General features: G+C 64.1%; 18 protein-coding genes. 6 read left to right on the forward strand and 12 right to left on the reverse strand.

The genetic code is table 11. The annotated features are described in order from the left end of the window. Positions 1-86: 86 nt before the first annotated feature. Both AX681_RS14470 and AX681_RS14475 read left to right on the forward strand, forming a co-directional pair. On the forward strand, positions 87-725 hold the full coding sequence (locus tag AX681_RS14470; protein ID WP_066663668.1) for a helix-turn-helix domain-containing protein: 639 nt from the start codon (positions 87-89) through the stop codon (positions 723-725). Continuing rightward, complete coding sequence (locus AX681_RS14475; RefSeq protein WP_066663724.1) at positions 718-1926, forward strand: type II toxin-antitoxin system HipA family toxin; 1209 nt, start codon at positions 718-720, stop codon at positions 1924-1926. The genes AX681_RS14470 and AX681_RS14475 overlap by 8 nt, the downstream gene beginning before the upstream one ends. A 107-nt stretch (positions 1927-2033) precedes the next feature. On the opposite strand, the gene AX681_RS14480 is transcribed toward AX681_RS14475, so the two are convergent. From AX681_RS14480 to AX681_RS14505, 6 genes are all read right to left on the reverse strand, one after another. Further along, positions 2034-2264, reverse strand: a complete 231-nt coding sequence (locus AX681_RS14480) for a hypothetical protein (protein ID WP_066663670.1) — start codon at positions 2262-2264, stop codon at positions 2034-2036. Continuing rightward, positions 2261-2752 carry a hypothetical protein gene (locus tag AX681_RS14485; protein WP_066663671.1) on the reverse strand — a complete coding sequence of 164 codons (492 nt, stop codon included), beginning with the start codon at positions 2750-2752 and terminating at the stop codon, positions 2261-2263. Before AX681_RS14485 ends, AX681_RS14480 begins: the two co-directional genes overlap by 4 nt. Next, positions 2749-3162: a JAB domain-containing protein gene (locus AX681_RS22525; protein WP_066663674.1), complete on the reverse strand. Its 414-nt coding sequence runs from the start codon at positions 3160-3162 to the stop codon at positions 2749-2751. The genes AX681_RS14485 and AX681_RS22525 overlap by 4 nt, the downstream gene beginning before the upstream one ends. A 107-nt stretch (positions 3163-3269) precedes the next feature. After that, on the reverse strand, positions 3270-3866 hold the full coding sequence (locus tag AX681_RS22530) for a hypothetical protein (protein ID WP_066663676.1): 597 nt from the start codon (positions 3864-3866) through the stop codon (positions 3270-3272). A gap of 31 nt (positions 3867-3897) precedes the next feature. After that, positions 3898-4269, reverse strand: coding sequence for a hypothetical protein (locus AX681_RS14500; protein ID WP_066663678.1), 372 nt, complete (start codon positions 4267-4269; stop codon positions 3898-3900). Positions 4270-4304: 35 nt separating this feature from the next. Continuing rightward, complete coding sequence (locus AX681_RS14505) at positions 4305-4865, reverse strand: helix-turn-helix domain-containing protein (protein WP_082738098.1); 561 nt, start codon at positions 4863-4865, stop codon at positions 4305-4307. A 266-nt stretch (positions 4866-5131) separates the two neighbouring features. On the opposite strand from AX681_RS14505, the gene AX681_RS14510 reads away from it, so the two are divergent. The 3 genes from AX681_RS14510 (at position 5132) to AX681_RS14520 (ending at position 10052) form a co-directional block, all read left to right on the forward strand. Then, entirely contained in the window at positions 5132-5683 is a 552-nt protein-coding gene (locus AX681_RS14510) for a hypothetical protein (RefSeq protein WP_066663687.1), read from the forward strand. Next, complete coding sequence (locus AX681_RS14515) at positions 5683-6975, forward strand: CsgG/HfaB family protein (RefSeq protein ID WP_231733827.1); 1293 nt, start codon at positions 5683-5685, stop codon at positions 6973-6975. The genes AX681_RS14510 and AX681_RS14515 overlap by 1 nt, the downstream gene beginning before the upstream one ends. A 77-nt stretch (positions 6976-7052) precedes the next feature. Next, positions 7053-10052, forward strand: coding sequence for a hypothetical protein (locus AX681_RS14520; protein ID WP_066663693.1), 3000 nt, complete (start codon positions 7053-7055; stop codon positions 10050-10052). Between the two features lie 54 nt (positions 10053-10106). Here the strand turns inward: AX681_RS14520 and AX681_RS14525 are convergent, their stop codons facing one another. The 6 genes from AX681_RS14525 to AX681_RS14545 form a co-directional block, all read right to left on the reverse strand. Next, on the reverse strand, positions 10107-11045 hold the full coding sequence (locus AX681_RS14525; protein WP_066663697.1) for a LysR family transcriptional regulator: 939 nt from the start codon (positions 11043-11045) through the stop codon (positions 10107-10109). A 344-nt stretch (positions 11046-11389) separates the two neighbouring features. Further along, positions 11390-11512: a hypothetical protein gene (locus AX681_RS23220; RefSeq protein ID WP_269450351.1), complete on the reverse strand. Its 123-nt coding sequence runs from the start codon at positions 11510-11512 to the stop codon at positions 11390-11392. A 316-nt stretch (positions 11513-11828) separates the two neighbouring features. Further along, positions 11829-12383, reverse strand: coding sequence for a JAB domain-containing protein (locus AX681_RS22535; protein ID WP_066663700.1), 555 nt, complete (start codon positions 12381-12383; stop codon positions 11829-11831). Beyond that, positions 12347-12832, reverse strand: coding sequence for a hypothetical protein (locus AX681_RS22540; RefSeq protein WP_197422035.1), 486 nt, complete (start codon positions 12830-12832; stop codon positions 12347-12349). The genes AX681_RS22535 and AX681_RS22540 overlap by 37 nt, the downstream gene beginning before the upstream one ends. A gap of 36 nt (positions 12833-12868) precedes the next feature. Continuing rightward, positions 12869-13231, reverse strand: a complete 363-nt coding sequence (locus AX681_RS14540) for a hypothetical protein (protein ID WP_066663707.1) — start codon at positions 13229-13231, stop codon at positions 12869-12871. Between the two features lie 14 nt (positions 13232-13245). Then, entirely contained in the window at positions 13246-13824 is a 579-nt protein-coding gene (locus AX681_RS14545) for a helix-turn-helix domain-containing protein (RefSeq protein ID WP_197424296.1), read from the reverse strand. A gap of 252 nt (positions 13825-14076) precedes the next feature. On the opposite strand from AX681_RS14545, the gene AX681_RS21490 reads away from it, so the two are divergent. Further along, positions 14077-14855 (forward strand): IS5 family transposase gene (locus AX681_RS21490; protein ID WP_374580061.1). Its coding sequence is split into 2 segments (ribosomal slippage): positions 14077-14434 and positions 14434-14855, totalling 780 coding nucleotides; the frame shifts between segments, so codons are not numbered across the junction. Positions 14856-14906 lie beyond the last annotated feature (51 nt).

Raw genomic sequence — 14906 nt, forward strand, 5'->3', positions numbered from 1 at the left:
TCAGTAATTGATATACAATGCTATGTCAACTCCTTGACGATGGACGGCATGTGACATATCAAACCACATGAGTTCGATTAAGTGATATGCAAAACATCATCAATCATGTGATCCTTGAAGAGGTGGGGCACAAGCTGCTCGACGCGCGCACGCGCAAAGGCCTCAGCCAGCGCGCTCTGGCCGAGCGCACCGGAGTGCCGCAGGCGCATATTTCAAAGATCGAGCAGGGACGCGTTGATATCCGCGTGTCCAGTCTGGTCGAGTTGGCGCGCGCGCTCGACCTCGACGTCCAACTGCTCCCGCGCCAGGTGTTGCCGGCGGTCGAGGGGGCCGTGCGCGCGGTCGAAAGCGAAATTGACGACAGCGCGCAAAGCAGGGCGCTGGCGACGCTCGCGCGGCAGCAGCGAGCGCTCGAGCATATCCAAACGAACTATCCAGATCTGACTGCGGTGCAAAAACTGCTGCCCACGATCAGGGAATTGAAGCTGTATCCTTATGATGCCGAGCGGTTGAAGGCGTTAGAACGCGCTATTGCGCCTGCGGAGCAGGCGAGGGTGAAGTTCGCCACGGCCGGACTCGACGGCACCAAACTCGGGCAATTGCTCGAGCGCGCGAACCGGAACTTACGGACCTTGCGCAACGCGCATGCCCATGGACCATCGACGGTCACACCGCGCTCGTCGGTCCCCGCCTATCGTCTGGATGACGGGGACGATGATGATTGAGACGCGCGCGCTCGACATCCACCTGGCCGACCGCAAGGTCGGTACCCTCGTCGCGCTCGAGGGCGATCGGACGATCTTCAGTTTCGCCGAGGATTATGTGGCCGACGCGCAGCGGCCAACACTGAGCTTGGGCTATCGCGATACATATGGAGCGCTGATTAACGAACCGCGCGCGCATCGCGTCCGGCTCGAGCCGTTCTTCTCCAACCTGCTGCCGGAAGGTGCGCTCAAGGATTATCTGGCGCGCCAGGTTGGCGTGAAGGCGGTGCGCGAGTTCCAGCTTCTTGCGGCGCTGGGTGGTGACCTGCCGGGTGCTGTACGGGCGGTCCCGAGCGAGGTGGCACCCGCCAATGTGGTGCAGGTATCCGAGGTGGCAGTGGCTATCCCCGAGCGCTTTCGCTTTTCGCTCGCCGGGGTGCAGCTCAAATTCTCCGCACTCAAGAATCAGGGCAAGAAGGGCGGACTGACGATCGCTGTCAGCGACGATGGCGGCGAGTGGATCGTCAAACTCCCCTCGACCAATTTCGCCAGCGTCCCGGAGAATGAATATTCGGTCATGACGCTTGCCCGACTGGTCGGTATCGACGTCCCGGAGATCGAACTTCTCCCGCTCCACCAGATCGAGGGCCTGCCCGAAGGCATCAATCAGCTCGGCGAAAGCGCATTCGCAATCCGCCGTTTCGATCGCTCGACCGAAGGGCGAATTCATATCGAGGATTTCGCGCAGGTGTTCAGCGTCTATCCCGACGACAAATATGACAAGGCCAGCTATCGCAACATCCTTGAGGTTCTCGCGGACGCCACCGACGAGCAGAGCGTCGATCAGTTCATCCGCCGGCTGACGTTCAGCGTGCTGATCGGCAATGGCGACATGCATCTCAAAAACTGGTCGCTCATCTACCCTGATGGCAGGCGCCCGATCCTGTCGCCAGCCTATGATCTCCTCTCGACCATTGCGTATCTCCCGGGCGAGCAGGCTGCCCTCAAGTTCCGACGGTCAAAAGACTGGAGCGACTTCAACGAGGAGACGCTGGTCCGTCTTGCCGACAAGGCACGGATTGCAGCAACACCGGTGCTCAAGGCCGCGCGCGAGACAATCGAGCGGTTCGATGCCATCTGGACGAGCGAGATCGCGCACCTGCCGATGCCTTCCAGATTGGTCTCCGTGATCGAGAAGCACCGTCGCGGGCTGGTCATCTGAACGCCCCCAGCCATGGTGTGAGCCGAAGCACGCGCCAGGCGCGTTTTACATAGCTGGGCGCTGAGTGGTTTTACTTTGGCTTGATTGATCGAGAATCATCATGAAGATCACTCTTCGACCGCACGCATCATGGGACGGAAGCCTTGTCGATGCGCGCTCGTAAGCCAAGGGGGCGACAGGAGCAAAAATTGATCGAGGACCAAACAGAGTCCGCTGACTGCGTCGTGCAACATCTGCGCGCTGCCTTGCGCTGCGCCGACGAAGCGGGAATGTCGCTCGTTGCGTGCCATATCGATCACGCGCTTGCCTTGGCGCTTGAGACGAAAGCGGCCGGTCACCCGGCCCGGCCGGTCACAACCTCCGTGATGTAGACATACATGGCAGCCCGCGTTTCGTCCGAAAGGCGCAGATTGATCCGCCTCCGATCCGACGGGTGGGGTTCTCGCAGGATTGCCCCCTGCTCCTCCAGCACGCCAAGCCATCGCAGACCCGTTGTAGACGGCACATTTGCTGCGATGCATGCGCACGATACCGAGACTTCGCGGCCTTCGCGCTCGGAAATGAACAGATCCAGCAGGATGTCCCAGGCTGGTTCCTCAAACATGCCGGACAACTGCTGGAAATACTGACTCCGGCGACGGCGGGCGGAATAGAGCGCCTTCGCCGCCTCGGTGATCGCTCTTTCTGCCGGCTCGGCCAGGCTGACGACGCCGGTATGGGCCAGTGCCTCTTCCCGGATCGCTTCGACCAGCGAGCGCAGCCGCCGCCAAACCTCGGACTGTTGCGCGTTGCCGAGTGCGCCATTCGAGTGACTGTGGGTCGTCATTGGATCAGCCCCTCAGCACGCAGGCTCAGGCACCGGTCGTCTGCAACGATCAGATGATCTTGAAGACAAATGCCCAATGGGGCGGACGCGTCGGCGAGGGCACGGGTGAACCGCCGGTCCCGGTCGCTCGCCGACATTTGCCCGCCAGGGTGGTTATGGACCACGAGGAGCGCGGCGGCATTGAGTTCGAGCGCGCGCTTCAGGATCAAGCGTGGTTCGGCCCAGATTCCGGACGGGGTGCCATCGGCGACGACCTCGTCAGTGATGAGCCGATTCCCACTGTCGAGATAGAGCGCGCGTAACCTCTCGGTTCTCCTGTCGCCCATCGTCGCGATGAGATAGCGCCGCAGATCGTCGCCGCTCGCAGTTATCGGCGCATCCAGCAGGCGGTTGCGCAGACTGTGCTCCAACAGGCGCTGATGGGCCGCGATGACGCCCGCGACGGAAGGCGATGCGGCCTCGGCGATTGCGGGTGGCGTCGCGGTCAGGACACCAGATAACGAGCCGAACTTCTCAATCAGCGTCTGGCTGGCGGTGCCCCGTTCGGCGCAGGCGGAGAGAAGCTGTTCCAGGACTTCCGCGTCGCGCCGCCTGCGATCAGCCGTTGATGGTGTCGGGTGGCAAACACGAGCAGAGCCACCATCCCATAGCTCCACATCGCCTTCATCACGGCATAGACCACGGGATGAATGGAAAGCTCCATTTCCCGGGTCAGGTGCGCGCCAAGCGCGAGCATCTGAAGTCCTGCCAACCATATCGGCCAAAACCTGTTTGCGCGAAGGGCGACGAGCGTGAACGCTCCAAACCTTGCGACATCGATGATGAGGTGCGTCGGATCGACGCTCACAAACCGGACGCTCAGAGCCAGGTGAAGGATCGGATCGGCGACAATTGTTGCCAGAATCGTCGCGCCGATGATCCTCTCTGGCCCGCCACCGCACCGGATCGCATACAGGCAACCACCGACCGCCAGCGCCAGGAAGAACGAGCTTCGCGAAACGCCGAGCATGAACGGCGCGAGGCCAAGCCTGTCCAGCTGTTCGAGGTTGCTCGCAGTGTAGAACGCGGCGGCCAGAACGAAGGTGGCGAAGCCGGCAAGGATCGAAGGTCGCATGACCCCAGTTCGACCGGCTCCGCCAATCCAGTCAACCCTGCGCGCTTGCGATCGTCAGATGGCGGCGAGGACGCCGGTGCTCGGAAGCGTCCCGCGATGCCTTCCTGGTGCCTTCCTGCGTGAACGGATGGAGATCGTCGCTGGCGAGCGTTTTGTATTGCTGGTGAAGCCGACCATGCGCGCGGAGGACGTTGCCGTTCGAGTCCACCGCCTGGGACAGTGCCTTGCGCAGCAGCAGGATGGTGGGTTGCGCTTCGGATGGGCACACTCCTGCCTCGCGACGCCTGCTGACCGTTCCGGCGATCAGATCGGCGATGGCAGCGATGGCGGTCTCGTTCGCCTCTTCTGCCTTTCGAAGGAGAGGCGAAACTTCCGCAGCGATCTCATGGATAAATTCGGACATGCAGCACTCCCCCGCAGTGCGCGAGGGCACCGCAGCTATCTGTTGGCCTGTTGGTGGGGGGCAAGGTTCCGATTTGCCCAGTCACTGGCTGCCATGCCCGCCGCGAGGAGGGTGAAGGTTATCGCCAGCGTGAGAAAGGCTGCCGCTGGAATCAGCGCCAGACGCATCCTCGGGCCTATCGTTCCTGGATCCCTCCAGTCTCTCTGCCGGGGTCCTTCCTTGCTTGCCCAATCTGGCGGGGTGTAAGCGGCAATTGCCTCCGCTACTCCCGCTTCCTCAGGTTCGCTCGATTGATCCGACGGCTCGATGGATGCAGCGGGCAGGCTCCAGCCCGCAACGGGTTGCGCTTCATATACGAACCGTTCGTATGGCCCGGGGACGTTCTGCATGACCCAGCGCGCCGCTTCCATCCGGCTCGACACGCCCAGCTGCTGCATTGCCCGCTCAATGAGCGCATCAACAGCGTAACTGGATACTCCCCTGCGAAGGCCAATCTCCTTGGACGTGAGATTGCACTGAACAAGGCGCAGAACAGCGATCTGCTTGGGTGAGAGCAGCGGCTTTGCACCGGAAGATGTTGATGACGCGGTCAGCATGTTCCCCGCCCGTTAACTAGTCGAACCGGGACGAGACTGCGAGTCCATTTGGTCGACGAGCCGGGGCTTTGGCTGCAGTGGGAGCGATTCGGAACAACGACCTGCTCGCGCGCAAGACCCCGGCAAGACGAGATTCGAAGCTCGCCGATCGGCGCCAATATTTCGCCAGGCTTTGCTGAGCGCAGAAAGCTGTTGCGGCACCAGAAATTCCGCTTCTCTTGCTTCTCCCATCGCCGGGCACCCGCCACGGCGACGGGAGCTGGCAAATGGAAGATTGTACAGGTTTCACGAGCCGATGGACGCTTCGCCTCGGCGTGATCGTCCCCGCGCTGATCATCGGCATAGCTGCGCCAACGGCGCGCGCGCAGGACGTGAGCGAGAACCGCAACTGGCAGTTTGCAACGCCCCAGGACCTTGCGGCACGCACGGCAGCGCTCGACCTGATGATGAAGCGCCGGGCGGGCGTTTATGCTGCGCCGGTCTACAACACGACCATCGATCGCCAGTATAATTGCTCGGTTGGTGCAAGTGCGACCGGCAATAGCGGGGCGCAGAGCGCCGTTGCGAACTCTCCGACAGTCACCGGCACAAGCGCGCATGCGACCGGCAACGATTCGGCCAGCGATGTCGGCGGGGATGCCGCCGTTGGCGTCGAGCAGCATAATGGCGGAGCGGTTGGCGCCGCGGCCGCGGGTAACACCGCCGCGTCGGTGAGCGGATCGGCGTTTCAGGCACTCAACTCCGAGCAGCGCAACGCCGGCATCCAAAGCGCCCGGGTCGAAGGCAGCACCGCATGCGGCTTCGGGGCGCTCAACTGATGCGCCGCGTTCTTGGTCGCTCGCTGGTTCTGCGGGGCTGCGCACTGCTCGCGATCGGCTTGAGCCTCGCGGGCTGCGTCCGCGTCCAGGGCGTCAGGCTCGCGCCGGGCGAGGTGCCATCGCTCATGGGGGCGCCGGTTCGCGACAACCGGACACCGATGGATCCAGCCTTCGCCTGCTTTGCAACATCCCTTGCAACGCTCGGGGTGCGCAAGCCAGTCATCGCGGTCGGCGAGGTGCGCGACTATACCGGCAAATACTCGGTCAACGAGGGCACGGCGATCACCCAGGGCGGGGCGCTCATGGTGGCCTCCGGGCTTGGCAAGCTCGGCGGCGCGATCGTCATGGCCGAGCGGTTCGATCCGAGCATCGCCGAGCGCGAACTTGGCTATGTCGATCGCCGCCAGCTCGGTGACGGGCAGGTTCATGTCCTGGGAGGCGAGACAGGCACCAAGGTCGCCTGGCTGCCTTATTATGGCGGCACGATTGCGGCCTCGGATTATTACATCGTCGGTGGGATCACCGAGCTCAACTATAATATCCGGTCCGGTGGCGGCGAACTCCGCGTCGGCCAGATCGGTCCCAAGGCACGCACCTACACCCAGTCGGTCGGGATTGACCTGCGGATCGTCGATACCCGCTCGCTGCTCGTCGTCCATGCCCTGAGCCTCACCAAACAGTTTTCGGGCTATGAGGTCGGTTTCAACAGCTTCCGCTTCTTCGGATCCGAGCTGTTCGACATCAACCTTGGCGCCAAGGCGCAGGAGCCGCTCCAGCTCGGCATCCGGACCGCGCTCGAAGAGGCAACGCTCCGGCTGGTAGGGGCCGTGACCGGGCGCGATCCCGCGCCCTGCCTGTCCGCCCAGTCCTGGCGCGCACCGTCGCCCGCCGCACAGGCGCGCGTGCCCGCAAGATCGGTTGCCGCAACTGTGGCAGGCCCGACCGTCAGCGCGCGCGTTGCCCCATCAGCTCAGCAGATCACGATCCGGTTCGAGGCAGAATCGGCGAGGTTCGCATCCACGTCCGGTGAGCTCGGTGCCCGGATCGCGGCGGCCCGGAAATTGGGGGCGGTCGAGCTCCTCCTGACCGCCGGGGACACCGAGCCTGCCGACCCGGCGCGACGCCATGCGCTCGCCGATCTTCGGATCGCAGCGGTCGTATCGCTTCTGCAAGCAAGCGGGATCGTCGCAGAGAGCATCCGGCTGATCTGGCGACCGGGCCCAACCGACACGCAAATCCATCGCGAGGGTCCCGGCGATCAGCGCATCGCGCGCCTTCGCGTCGGTGCCTGAGCCATCCTCCCAACCGAAAGGAGGTGATCGCGTCCACCGCTCCGCCTGACTGTTTCCTCACATCACAGGACAATTCAATGCCCCAGTCATATTATCTGCACCGTGTCCGGCATCAGCTCCGCGCCCGCGCCTGCGGGCTTCTGGTCGGCGTCAGCTTGCTGCCCTGCGCCGCATTGGCCCAGGCGCTCGACATCGAAGCCGATGGCGAGCGCGTCATCGCCACCAGCCAGGCGCAGGCGAATTCGCACATCACCAGCGTCGCCCAGCCCGTGCCGTCTCTTACGATCCAGACGCTGCGCAATGCGCAAATGCGCTTCGCGGCCAATGTGGCGCACGCCAGCGCGAGTGCCAACGCGCTCGAAACGCGCGTCGAAGACGAACGTGGCGACCGCATGGCGCGCAGTGCCGGCGCGGCGACAAGCGGCGAGGCGTTGCACGCCGAGGGGGCGATCGGTTCGGTGGCCGCGCAGGCGATGCGGGGCGCCCTCGTCTTCGCGCAGGCTGCGCAATCGGCACCGACCGCCACCATCGGGTCTGTTGATCACAGCGCGCTTGCCATTTCGGACACTGTTCAGCGCGCCGACGGGCGCGGCAATGATCATCTCGCCGCGGTCGTCATGGCCGGTTCGGGCGGATTGATCGCCAATGTGCAGGATCAGGACGGCGCAAGCGGCGTGCGCGGCACGCTGTCGGGTCCGGTGCTCTTGAGCGCTGATCGTGTGGCGCAGAGTGATGTTGAGGTCACCGCCAATGTCGGGCAGGCATCGGCGATCATCAACAGCGCTACGCTCCGTCTCGCCGCGTCGAGGCTGGGAGATGCAGCAGTGTCGGTCGCCGCTCCGGGTGTGCGGGCCGATGGTCTCGGGATCAGCCTGCGTGCGGGCGACGCGATCCTGTCGCGCCAGCGAGCGTCCGGCCTGTCGCTCGCGATGGCGGGCCAGCCGGGAGCCCCGACGGGGATCCTGCTCCGGTTCGGCGCGCTCAATGAAAGTAGCGTCGCGATCGCGGCCAATCGCCGTGCAGCGCTGAGCGCGGGGAACGACCTGCGCGCCGAGATCGCGATCGACGCGCTCGCGGGGCCATCCTCTGGCGAGTCGGCCGCTGTTCTGGTCGATCAGCAGTTTGACGGCCTGGGCTCTGCGACCGTGACCGGATCGGACTACGCCCAGGTCTCTGGTCTTGCCGAACGCACGTCGATGTCGGTATCGCAAAATGAAATTGTCTCCCGCGCTTCCGGCAATGTCGCCGAGGCGGGGTTGCGGATCGACGGTGCGACGATCGCCGCTGCGTCCGAAGGCGGCCAGCCGCCCGCAGCAGTCATGGTCGGACATGACGGGACGCGCACCACCAGCGCGCCCTATGCGATCCATGTCGATCAGCGGGCAGGCAATGCGAACATCGTCGCCCGGGTCAACGAAGGCGCTGCGATCGCCCGGTTCGAAGACGGGCTGGACGCTTCGCACGTCACGCTGTCCGACAATCTGCAAACTGCCGATGCGGTGGCAAATGCGTCGGTGGGGCGCCTGGAGATCGAAGCGGCCCGGTTCGCGCGTAGCGCCGGGCTGCTCAGTGTCCAGGGCAGCGATGCGGACCTGCTCGCAACCAACGGCTCGGTGGTGGCACCAGCCGGTGCGACGATCGCGACGGGTCCCTGGATCCGCGACGCGCAATTGCGCATTGCTGGCAACACCATTGTCTCGGCAGCGACCGGCAATCGGGCCGACAATCGGCTCGCGCTCGATGTCGGCTCGGCCGACGATGAGCGCGAGGATGTGCGCGGAGCAGCAGGCGCGCTGGAGATGGGCGATGGCGCCGCGGCGACGCTGGCGCTGACCGCAGTGCAGCGCTCGGGGAGTTTGTCGCTGCGGCCGCTCGTCCAGAGCGACGCGGTCGGACGCTTTGCTGTCACCGGCGAGGGGGAGTTCAAGCGCGATACGCTGCAGATTGTCGATAACATGCAGCAATCGAGCGCCACCGCGAACAGTGGTGCCAATACACTGATCCTCGATGCCGCCGATCCTGGCGATACCCGAACCGCGCTCGCCGCGTCGCAATATGGCGACGCAACCGTCCTCGCCAATTCGACGATGCGCGCGGTTGCGCCCGGCATGGCTGTGGACTCCTCGGTCGAGATCGCAGGAAACAGCAATCGCGCGATAGCGAGCGTGAACGAGGTCGATAACCGGCTTGATGTTAGCGGACGCTTCTCCGGTCACTCCGCGCCCGCATCGGTCGCAAGCGCCGCATCCGGCGCGTCGGCAATGGGCGATCATGTGCTCGCGAGCACCCAGCATTCGGCGGGCACCGTCAGCGCCCGGGCGGTGACCACGCTGGCCGGCTCATCTTCGGGCAATGCGACCCACCCGGACCTTACGCGCGGCGTGCTGGCGATCCGGGACAATCAAACGTTGGCCCAGGCGGCCGGCAACCGCGCGCTCAACGCCGCAGCGTTCGATGCCGGCGCGTCGGGCGGGCTTGCGTCAACTCAGGTGAATGTCGCGACCATCGGCGCCTATGCGACCGCGCGCACGCTGATCGAGCAGCCTGAGTTTGGCGGCGGGCTGGCCGATGCGTCGGTGCGGATCGAGGGCAATGGCGGCGCGGCACGCGCGCAAGGCAATCATGCCGACAACCGGTTGACGATTTCCGGAGCAGGTCATGTCGGGGTGGAGGCACTGGCTGGGGTCCCCGCAGTTCCGGCGCACGCGACGTCAAAGGCGCTTGTCAGCGATCAGACCAATCATGGATCCGTCGCTGCGCTGGTTTCGGTCTCCGGCGTCCAGGTCCCGCTCAACCGGACCGATGCGGCGTCCGTGACGCTCAGCGGCAACCGTCTCTCGGCAACCGCCTTCGGCAATGGCGCGGCGAATGAGGTCGCGCTTCCCGGCGCGGCGGGCGGGGTCTCCCTCGTCACCCGGCAGACCAATCATGCGCCGATTGTCGCTCAGGTCGCAGGCGGCTTCGGAGACGTCGCCATGGATGCTGTGCGAAATGCGACGATCATGATCGGCGCCAATCAGGTGATCGCGACCGCGACAGGCAATGCCGCGACCAATTTGGTGACCGGGTTGCGCTAGTTCCGGAGCGGGTCGGCTCCCGCCCCCTGGGCCACCCGTTACGGGGGAGGGCCGTCACGTTTCCCCTCGCGTGGCGGCCCTTCCATGGACCTCCGGAGCGACGCTTTCGATGCAGCCGTAGCGCTGCTCGATCAGCGAGAGGAACCGGGCGAGCGCGGGGTTCGGGTTCGTATCATGCCAGAGTATCGTCTGGTCGATGCGGGTCGCGCCAAAGGCATCATGCACCTCCCGAAGTCGGGTCGCGGCACATGATGGGAGCGCGCCAGCGGTCACGGACACATGCGCGTCGTCGACGAAACCTGGCAGATTGTCGCGGCTGACCGCCTGGACGGTGATCGTGGGCCTCGTGCCCGGACCGGTCATCCGCGCAGCGATCATCGCCGCGATCAGGCTTCCTGGATCGGCCTGTGTCACCAGAAAGGCGATGCCCCGCAGATCGGTCCAGTATAGCCTTTCAATCTGCGCCAGCCGGTGCCCGCTCGGCAGTCCGACCATCAGCGGTTCGCTCCACAAGGTCAGCGACCGAAGCGCGGGCGATGCGCTGTCCCCCGCAACGATCGCGATGTCGATCCGATCGTGATCGAGCGCGCCGAGGAGCATCTCGCGGCCGCCTTCGAGCGCCTCCAGTTTGACCTCCGGAAACGTGGCACGATAGCTGTCGAGAATGGCGCGCAGATCGCCCCCGGCAAGCGAGGCGTGAAAGCCGATCCGCAACGTTCCGTGATGTCCCGCGGCCAGCGCATGCGCCTCGCACGACAGGCGTTCGAGATCGTCCACGATCGATCGGGCCTGCGCGAGAAAATGGAGACCGCTCCTGGTCGGGGCAACGCCCCGGGTCGATCGCGTAAAGATCGACAGGCCGAGGCGCTGTTCGAGATAGCTGATCCGTTTGCTCAGCGTCGACTGCTTGACGCGGAACAAGTCGGCGGCCTGACTGAAGCTGCCAGTTTCCGCGGCCGCCAGCGCATAGCGCAGCAGGTGGACCTCGATCATGGCGCATCCCTGTCCGTCTTGCCCCGGTGTGGCGGCGCGCACCTGTCACTCTGGGAGGCGATGCGGTTCCCCGCAACTACCAGAAATGGTGGGGAGGCATGCGTGGAGCGCCAAGGCAGGCTTTCGCGTCGATAGCTGCTTTGCTGCCTTGCCTTGAGCGTTGCGGGGTGGCGAACATACCGGCGTGCCGTGGCTATGGCACCGAGGTGTGAAACCTCATTTGCGGTTGGCGGATCAAAATGTCGGAAAAGCAGATCGATCCGTCGACCAGCGCCATCGCGGCAAGCTGAGCGCGCTTCTGCGCTCTCCCGTGTTGCCAGAAGGCAGTGTGCTACAGTGTGTGGTTAGCCAAACAGCCAGCGGGCCGCGTGGAAAAAGCCGGCCAGGGCAGATCCGCCCACAAGCACCGCCAGCAGGCAGCCCTCGATCACATCGGCTGTGGCCCGCCAGTCCGGTTTCCACTTCATGCAAATATGCAAGCAGATTGCAGACATGCAGCAAAGGGCTGATCGAACCACGGACCGAGCGATCAGCCATGCAGCTCGCCCGTGCACCGCAGTGCCTGTTCGCCATTGGCTGCTGGAGCAATGTCGGGCGTGTGAAGCGAGGTGCACCCGGCAGATCGCAAGCCGCCTATGCAGGTGACGCGATCGCGTCGGTTTCCCGATCGCGCACACTCGGGTGCTTGGACAACCCGGCGATGAACGCTCTCCGGAACGGGGTCTTGAACGCACCGCAAGAAAGCGTGCCCGTTGGGCCAACAGTTCGGGCGGGCGAGGGCGCTCACATGAGTCCCATCGAACGGAACGACGTCGATGCTCCCCTTCCGAGCAGAATGTGATCGAGGAGCGAGATGCCACATTCGCGGCCGACGAGAGCCAGGCGCCGCGTCAAGTCGATATCCGCCCGACTGGGCTTGGCGTCCCCACTTGGATGATTATGCACAAGAACCATCGCGCCCGCATTCAGGGCAAACGCGCGATCAAGGATATCGCGGACGCTGAACGGTGCCGAATCGACATCGCCTTCCGCAAGGATCTCGTCGCTCAGGAGACGGCTCTTGATGTCGAGGTAGAGCACACGCACGCGCTCCGTGCGGGCATGTCCCTGGGTGAAGGTCAGATAGTCGGTGAGTTCGCTGCTATCGCCGACCGGGATCTGCTCGGGAACGCGCCACAGTAGTGAATGCTGCAAGGCATCTCCAAGAAGTGCGAGCCATCGCGCCACTTCGATCGGTACGCGCAGATGTGCGGAATGCCGTGCCGCGTCGAATACAGCTGGCAATGATCCGAACCGGCGAATCAGCTTGTCGGCGATGTCGGTCGAACCCGACGCCACGGGTGCAAGGAGGGCAGCCAGGAGTTGTCGGCACCGCGTTTCCTGATCCGGTGCCGGTGCAGGACCGTCGCGACGGCCAGAAGCAGTTGCATCGGGTAGGCCCAGCTCTGGAGGATGATCGCGTAGACGGCACCCAGCATCCCAGGATTCTCCAGGCGTATCCAGTGGCCCGCGACGTTCACAAGATGCATGCTGAACATCGCGATCGGCCAAACCCGATCGGCGCGCCACATTACGAGGAGCAAGCCAGCCAGTAAAAGGTGATCGACGATCAGGACGCCCAATTCGAGGCGCTGGAACGAGATCGAAGAAGCGGCGTAGAGATAGCCCGTCGCCAATGCCGCTGCGAGCAGCATCGCCGATGTAACGCGCTCGGGCCCACCACCTCGCCACAATGCATAGCCGCATGTGACCCCCAGTATGATGAGGAAAATGTGGGTTCCTGACATGCCGGGGCGCCTCCTTGACGCCCCCGCATAGGCGATTCAGGCGACGGCCCTCAACGGTTCGGGCTGGTCGAGGGGCGCCTCGAATTTCGTCGCGAACTTCGGGGTTTGCTCCATATGGCCATATCCGTCGTCGAGGCCGAGTTCCCCGGGGATTTTCTTCATCAACGGATGCGCCTCGATCATGAGCTGCCGAGCCCGAACCATCAGAGCATTGGCTTCGGACACCTTCTGAAGGGCGCGCAGGCCCGTGGCGAGAGGCACCTCGAGTTCGCCGGCGGCAATCTGCATTTTCGATTGGCAGACTGCGATCTGTAGCGAGGCCTGGTCGACGAGTCTCTCGGACGCGACGAACAGGTCATGGACTTCGCGAGCGGCGCGCATTTGCTGAGCCGTGGGCATCGTAAACCCCCTTATTACGGCTCCTGTGGGGGAGCCATGTTGCCAACTGCCCGCTCCCGCATTGCCTGAAGGTTCGAAGCGATCGCCCCTACGCCGGCAACAATGATCACCAGCCCAATCGCGAGCGCGACGGAGCAGCCGACCTTGAGCAGCATTGAGTGCTTGACCAATTCGATCCAGGCTGACGCGTGACCCGACGAGACCGGTACGAACGTGGCGTCCCCCATGTCGAAAGAAACCCGCTCGTCCCTTACCTTTCGCGCCAATTCGCCATGCGGTTCGGACGGTTGAAAAATGCCGGAATCTTGGGCGTCGAGAAGCCTCGGCGATCTCAAATGAGATTGTTGAGATTGTCCCGCCTCGTGGGCCAGCAGCAATTTCCCGGCGTGCCGCCGGTCACGCGCTCCGAGTGATTTGGTGGCCGCGGACACGTAGTTGTCGATCGTGCCCTCTTTCAGGGTCACACCCATCCGAAGCATCTCCTTGGTCGAATAGCCCTCGGCGGCCAATCGCAGCAACTGGCACTGCTGCGGGGAGAGCGACTCGACCGCGCGGGCGAAGGCCTCTGCATCCAGCGACGACGCTTCAAGCATCATGCCTCCTGTGCGTAGCTGGGCAGTAGCGGATGCGTCGAATCGATCCCTGGGCCATGGTCACACGGGTTAGGTTCCCATCAGCTTGGCGCGATCGGCTCGTGTCATTGAGGATATGACTGGTTGCCCAGTACTGACTACCCCGCAATCTGCCGCGCGGGATATCCGCAACAGATTAGCTCAACGCGATACCGTCGTATCTTAGGGTCAGGACCCATAAACGGGATTCCCTTGGCGGCTGGGATGTGATTCATGCGCTGCGCCAGCAGGAGCGTGGATTTGAGCGAGTTTTGGTTGAGTGAAGCCCAGTTCGAACGGCTGCGTCCGCTGCTGCCGGACAAGGTGCGCGGTGTGGCGCGGGTCGATGATCGCCGGGTGATCAGCGGCATCATCCATGTGGTGAAGTCGGGCGGGCGCTGGGTCGACGCGCCGGCCTGCTACGGGCCGAGGAAGACGCTCTACAACCGGTTCGTGCGCTGGGCGGCAAAGGGTGTGTGGCAGGAGCTGTTCGTCACGCTCGCGGCAGCAGGCGGGCCGCCCGCCGAGGTCCTGATCGACAGCACGCATATGAAGGCGCACCGATCCGCAGGCGGTGGAAAAGGGGGGCGCTCGTCCAGGCGATCGGGATCAGCCGGGGCGGCCGCAACAGCAAGCTCCACGCGCTCACCGACGGCGAAGGTCGACCGCTCCGCTTCCTGCTGACCGGGGGCCAGGTCGCCGATTGCCGCGCAGCCGATGTGTTGCTCGATGATCTCGCGCCGCGCACCATCGTGCTCGCGGACAAGGCTTATGACAGCAATGCGATCCGCGACCTGATCGAGCGGCAGGGTGCAGTTCCGAACATCCCCTCCAAGACGAACCGCCGCTGGAAAAGCTGCTTCTCCAAGACGCTCTACAAGGGCCGCAACGCCGTCGAGCGCATGTTCTGCCGCCTCAAGGATTATCGCCGCATCGCAACCCGTTACGACAAACTCGCCACCAACTTCCTCAGCGCCATCTACCTCGCTGCAGCCGTCACATGGTGGTTATGAGTCATCGTGTAATTTGTGGCTGCTTCCTCGGGCCGGCTGAGCGGCGCACAC

Source organism: Sphingomonas sp. CCH9-E2 (genome assembly GCF_001557215.1).
In the GTDB taxonomy this organism is placed as follows: domain Bacteria; phylum Pseudomonadota; class Alphaproteobacteria; order Sphingomonadales; family Sphingomonadaceae; genus Sphingomonas.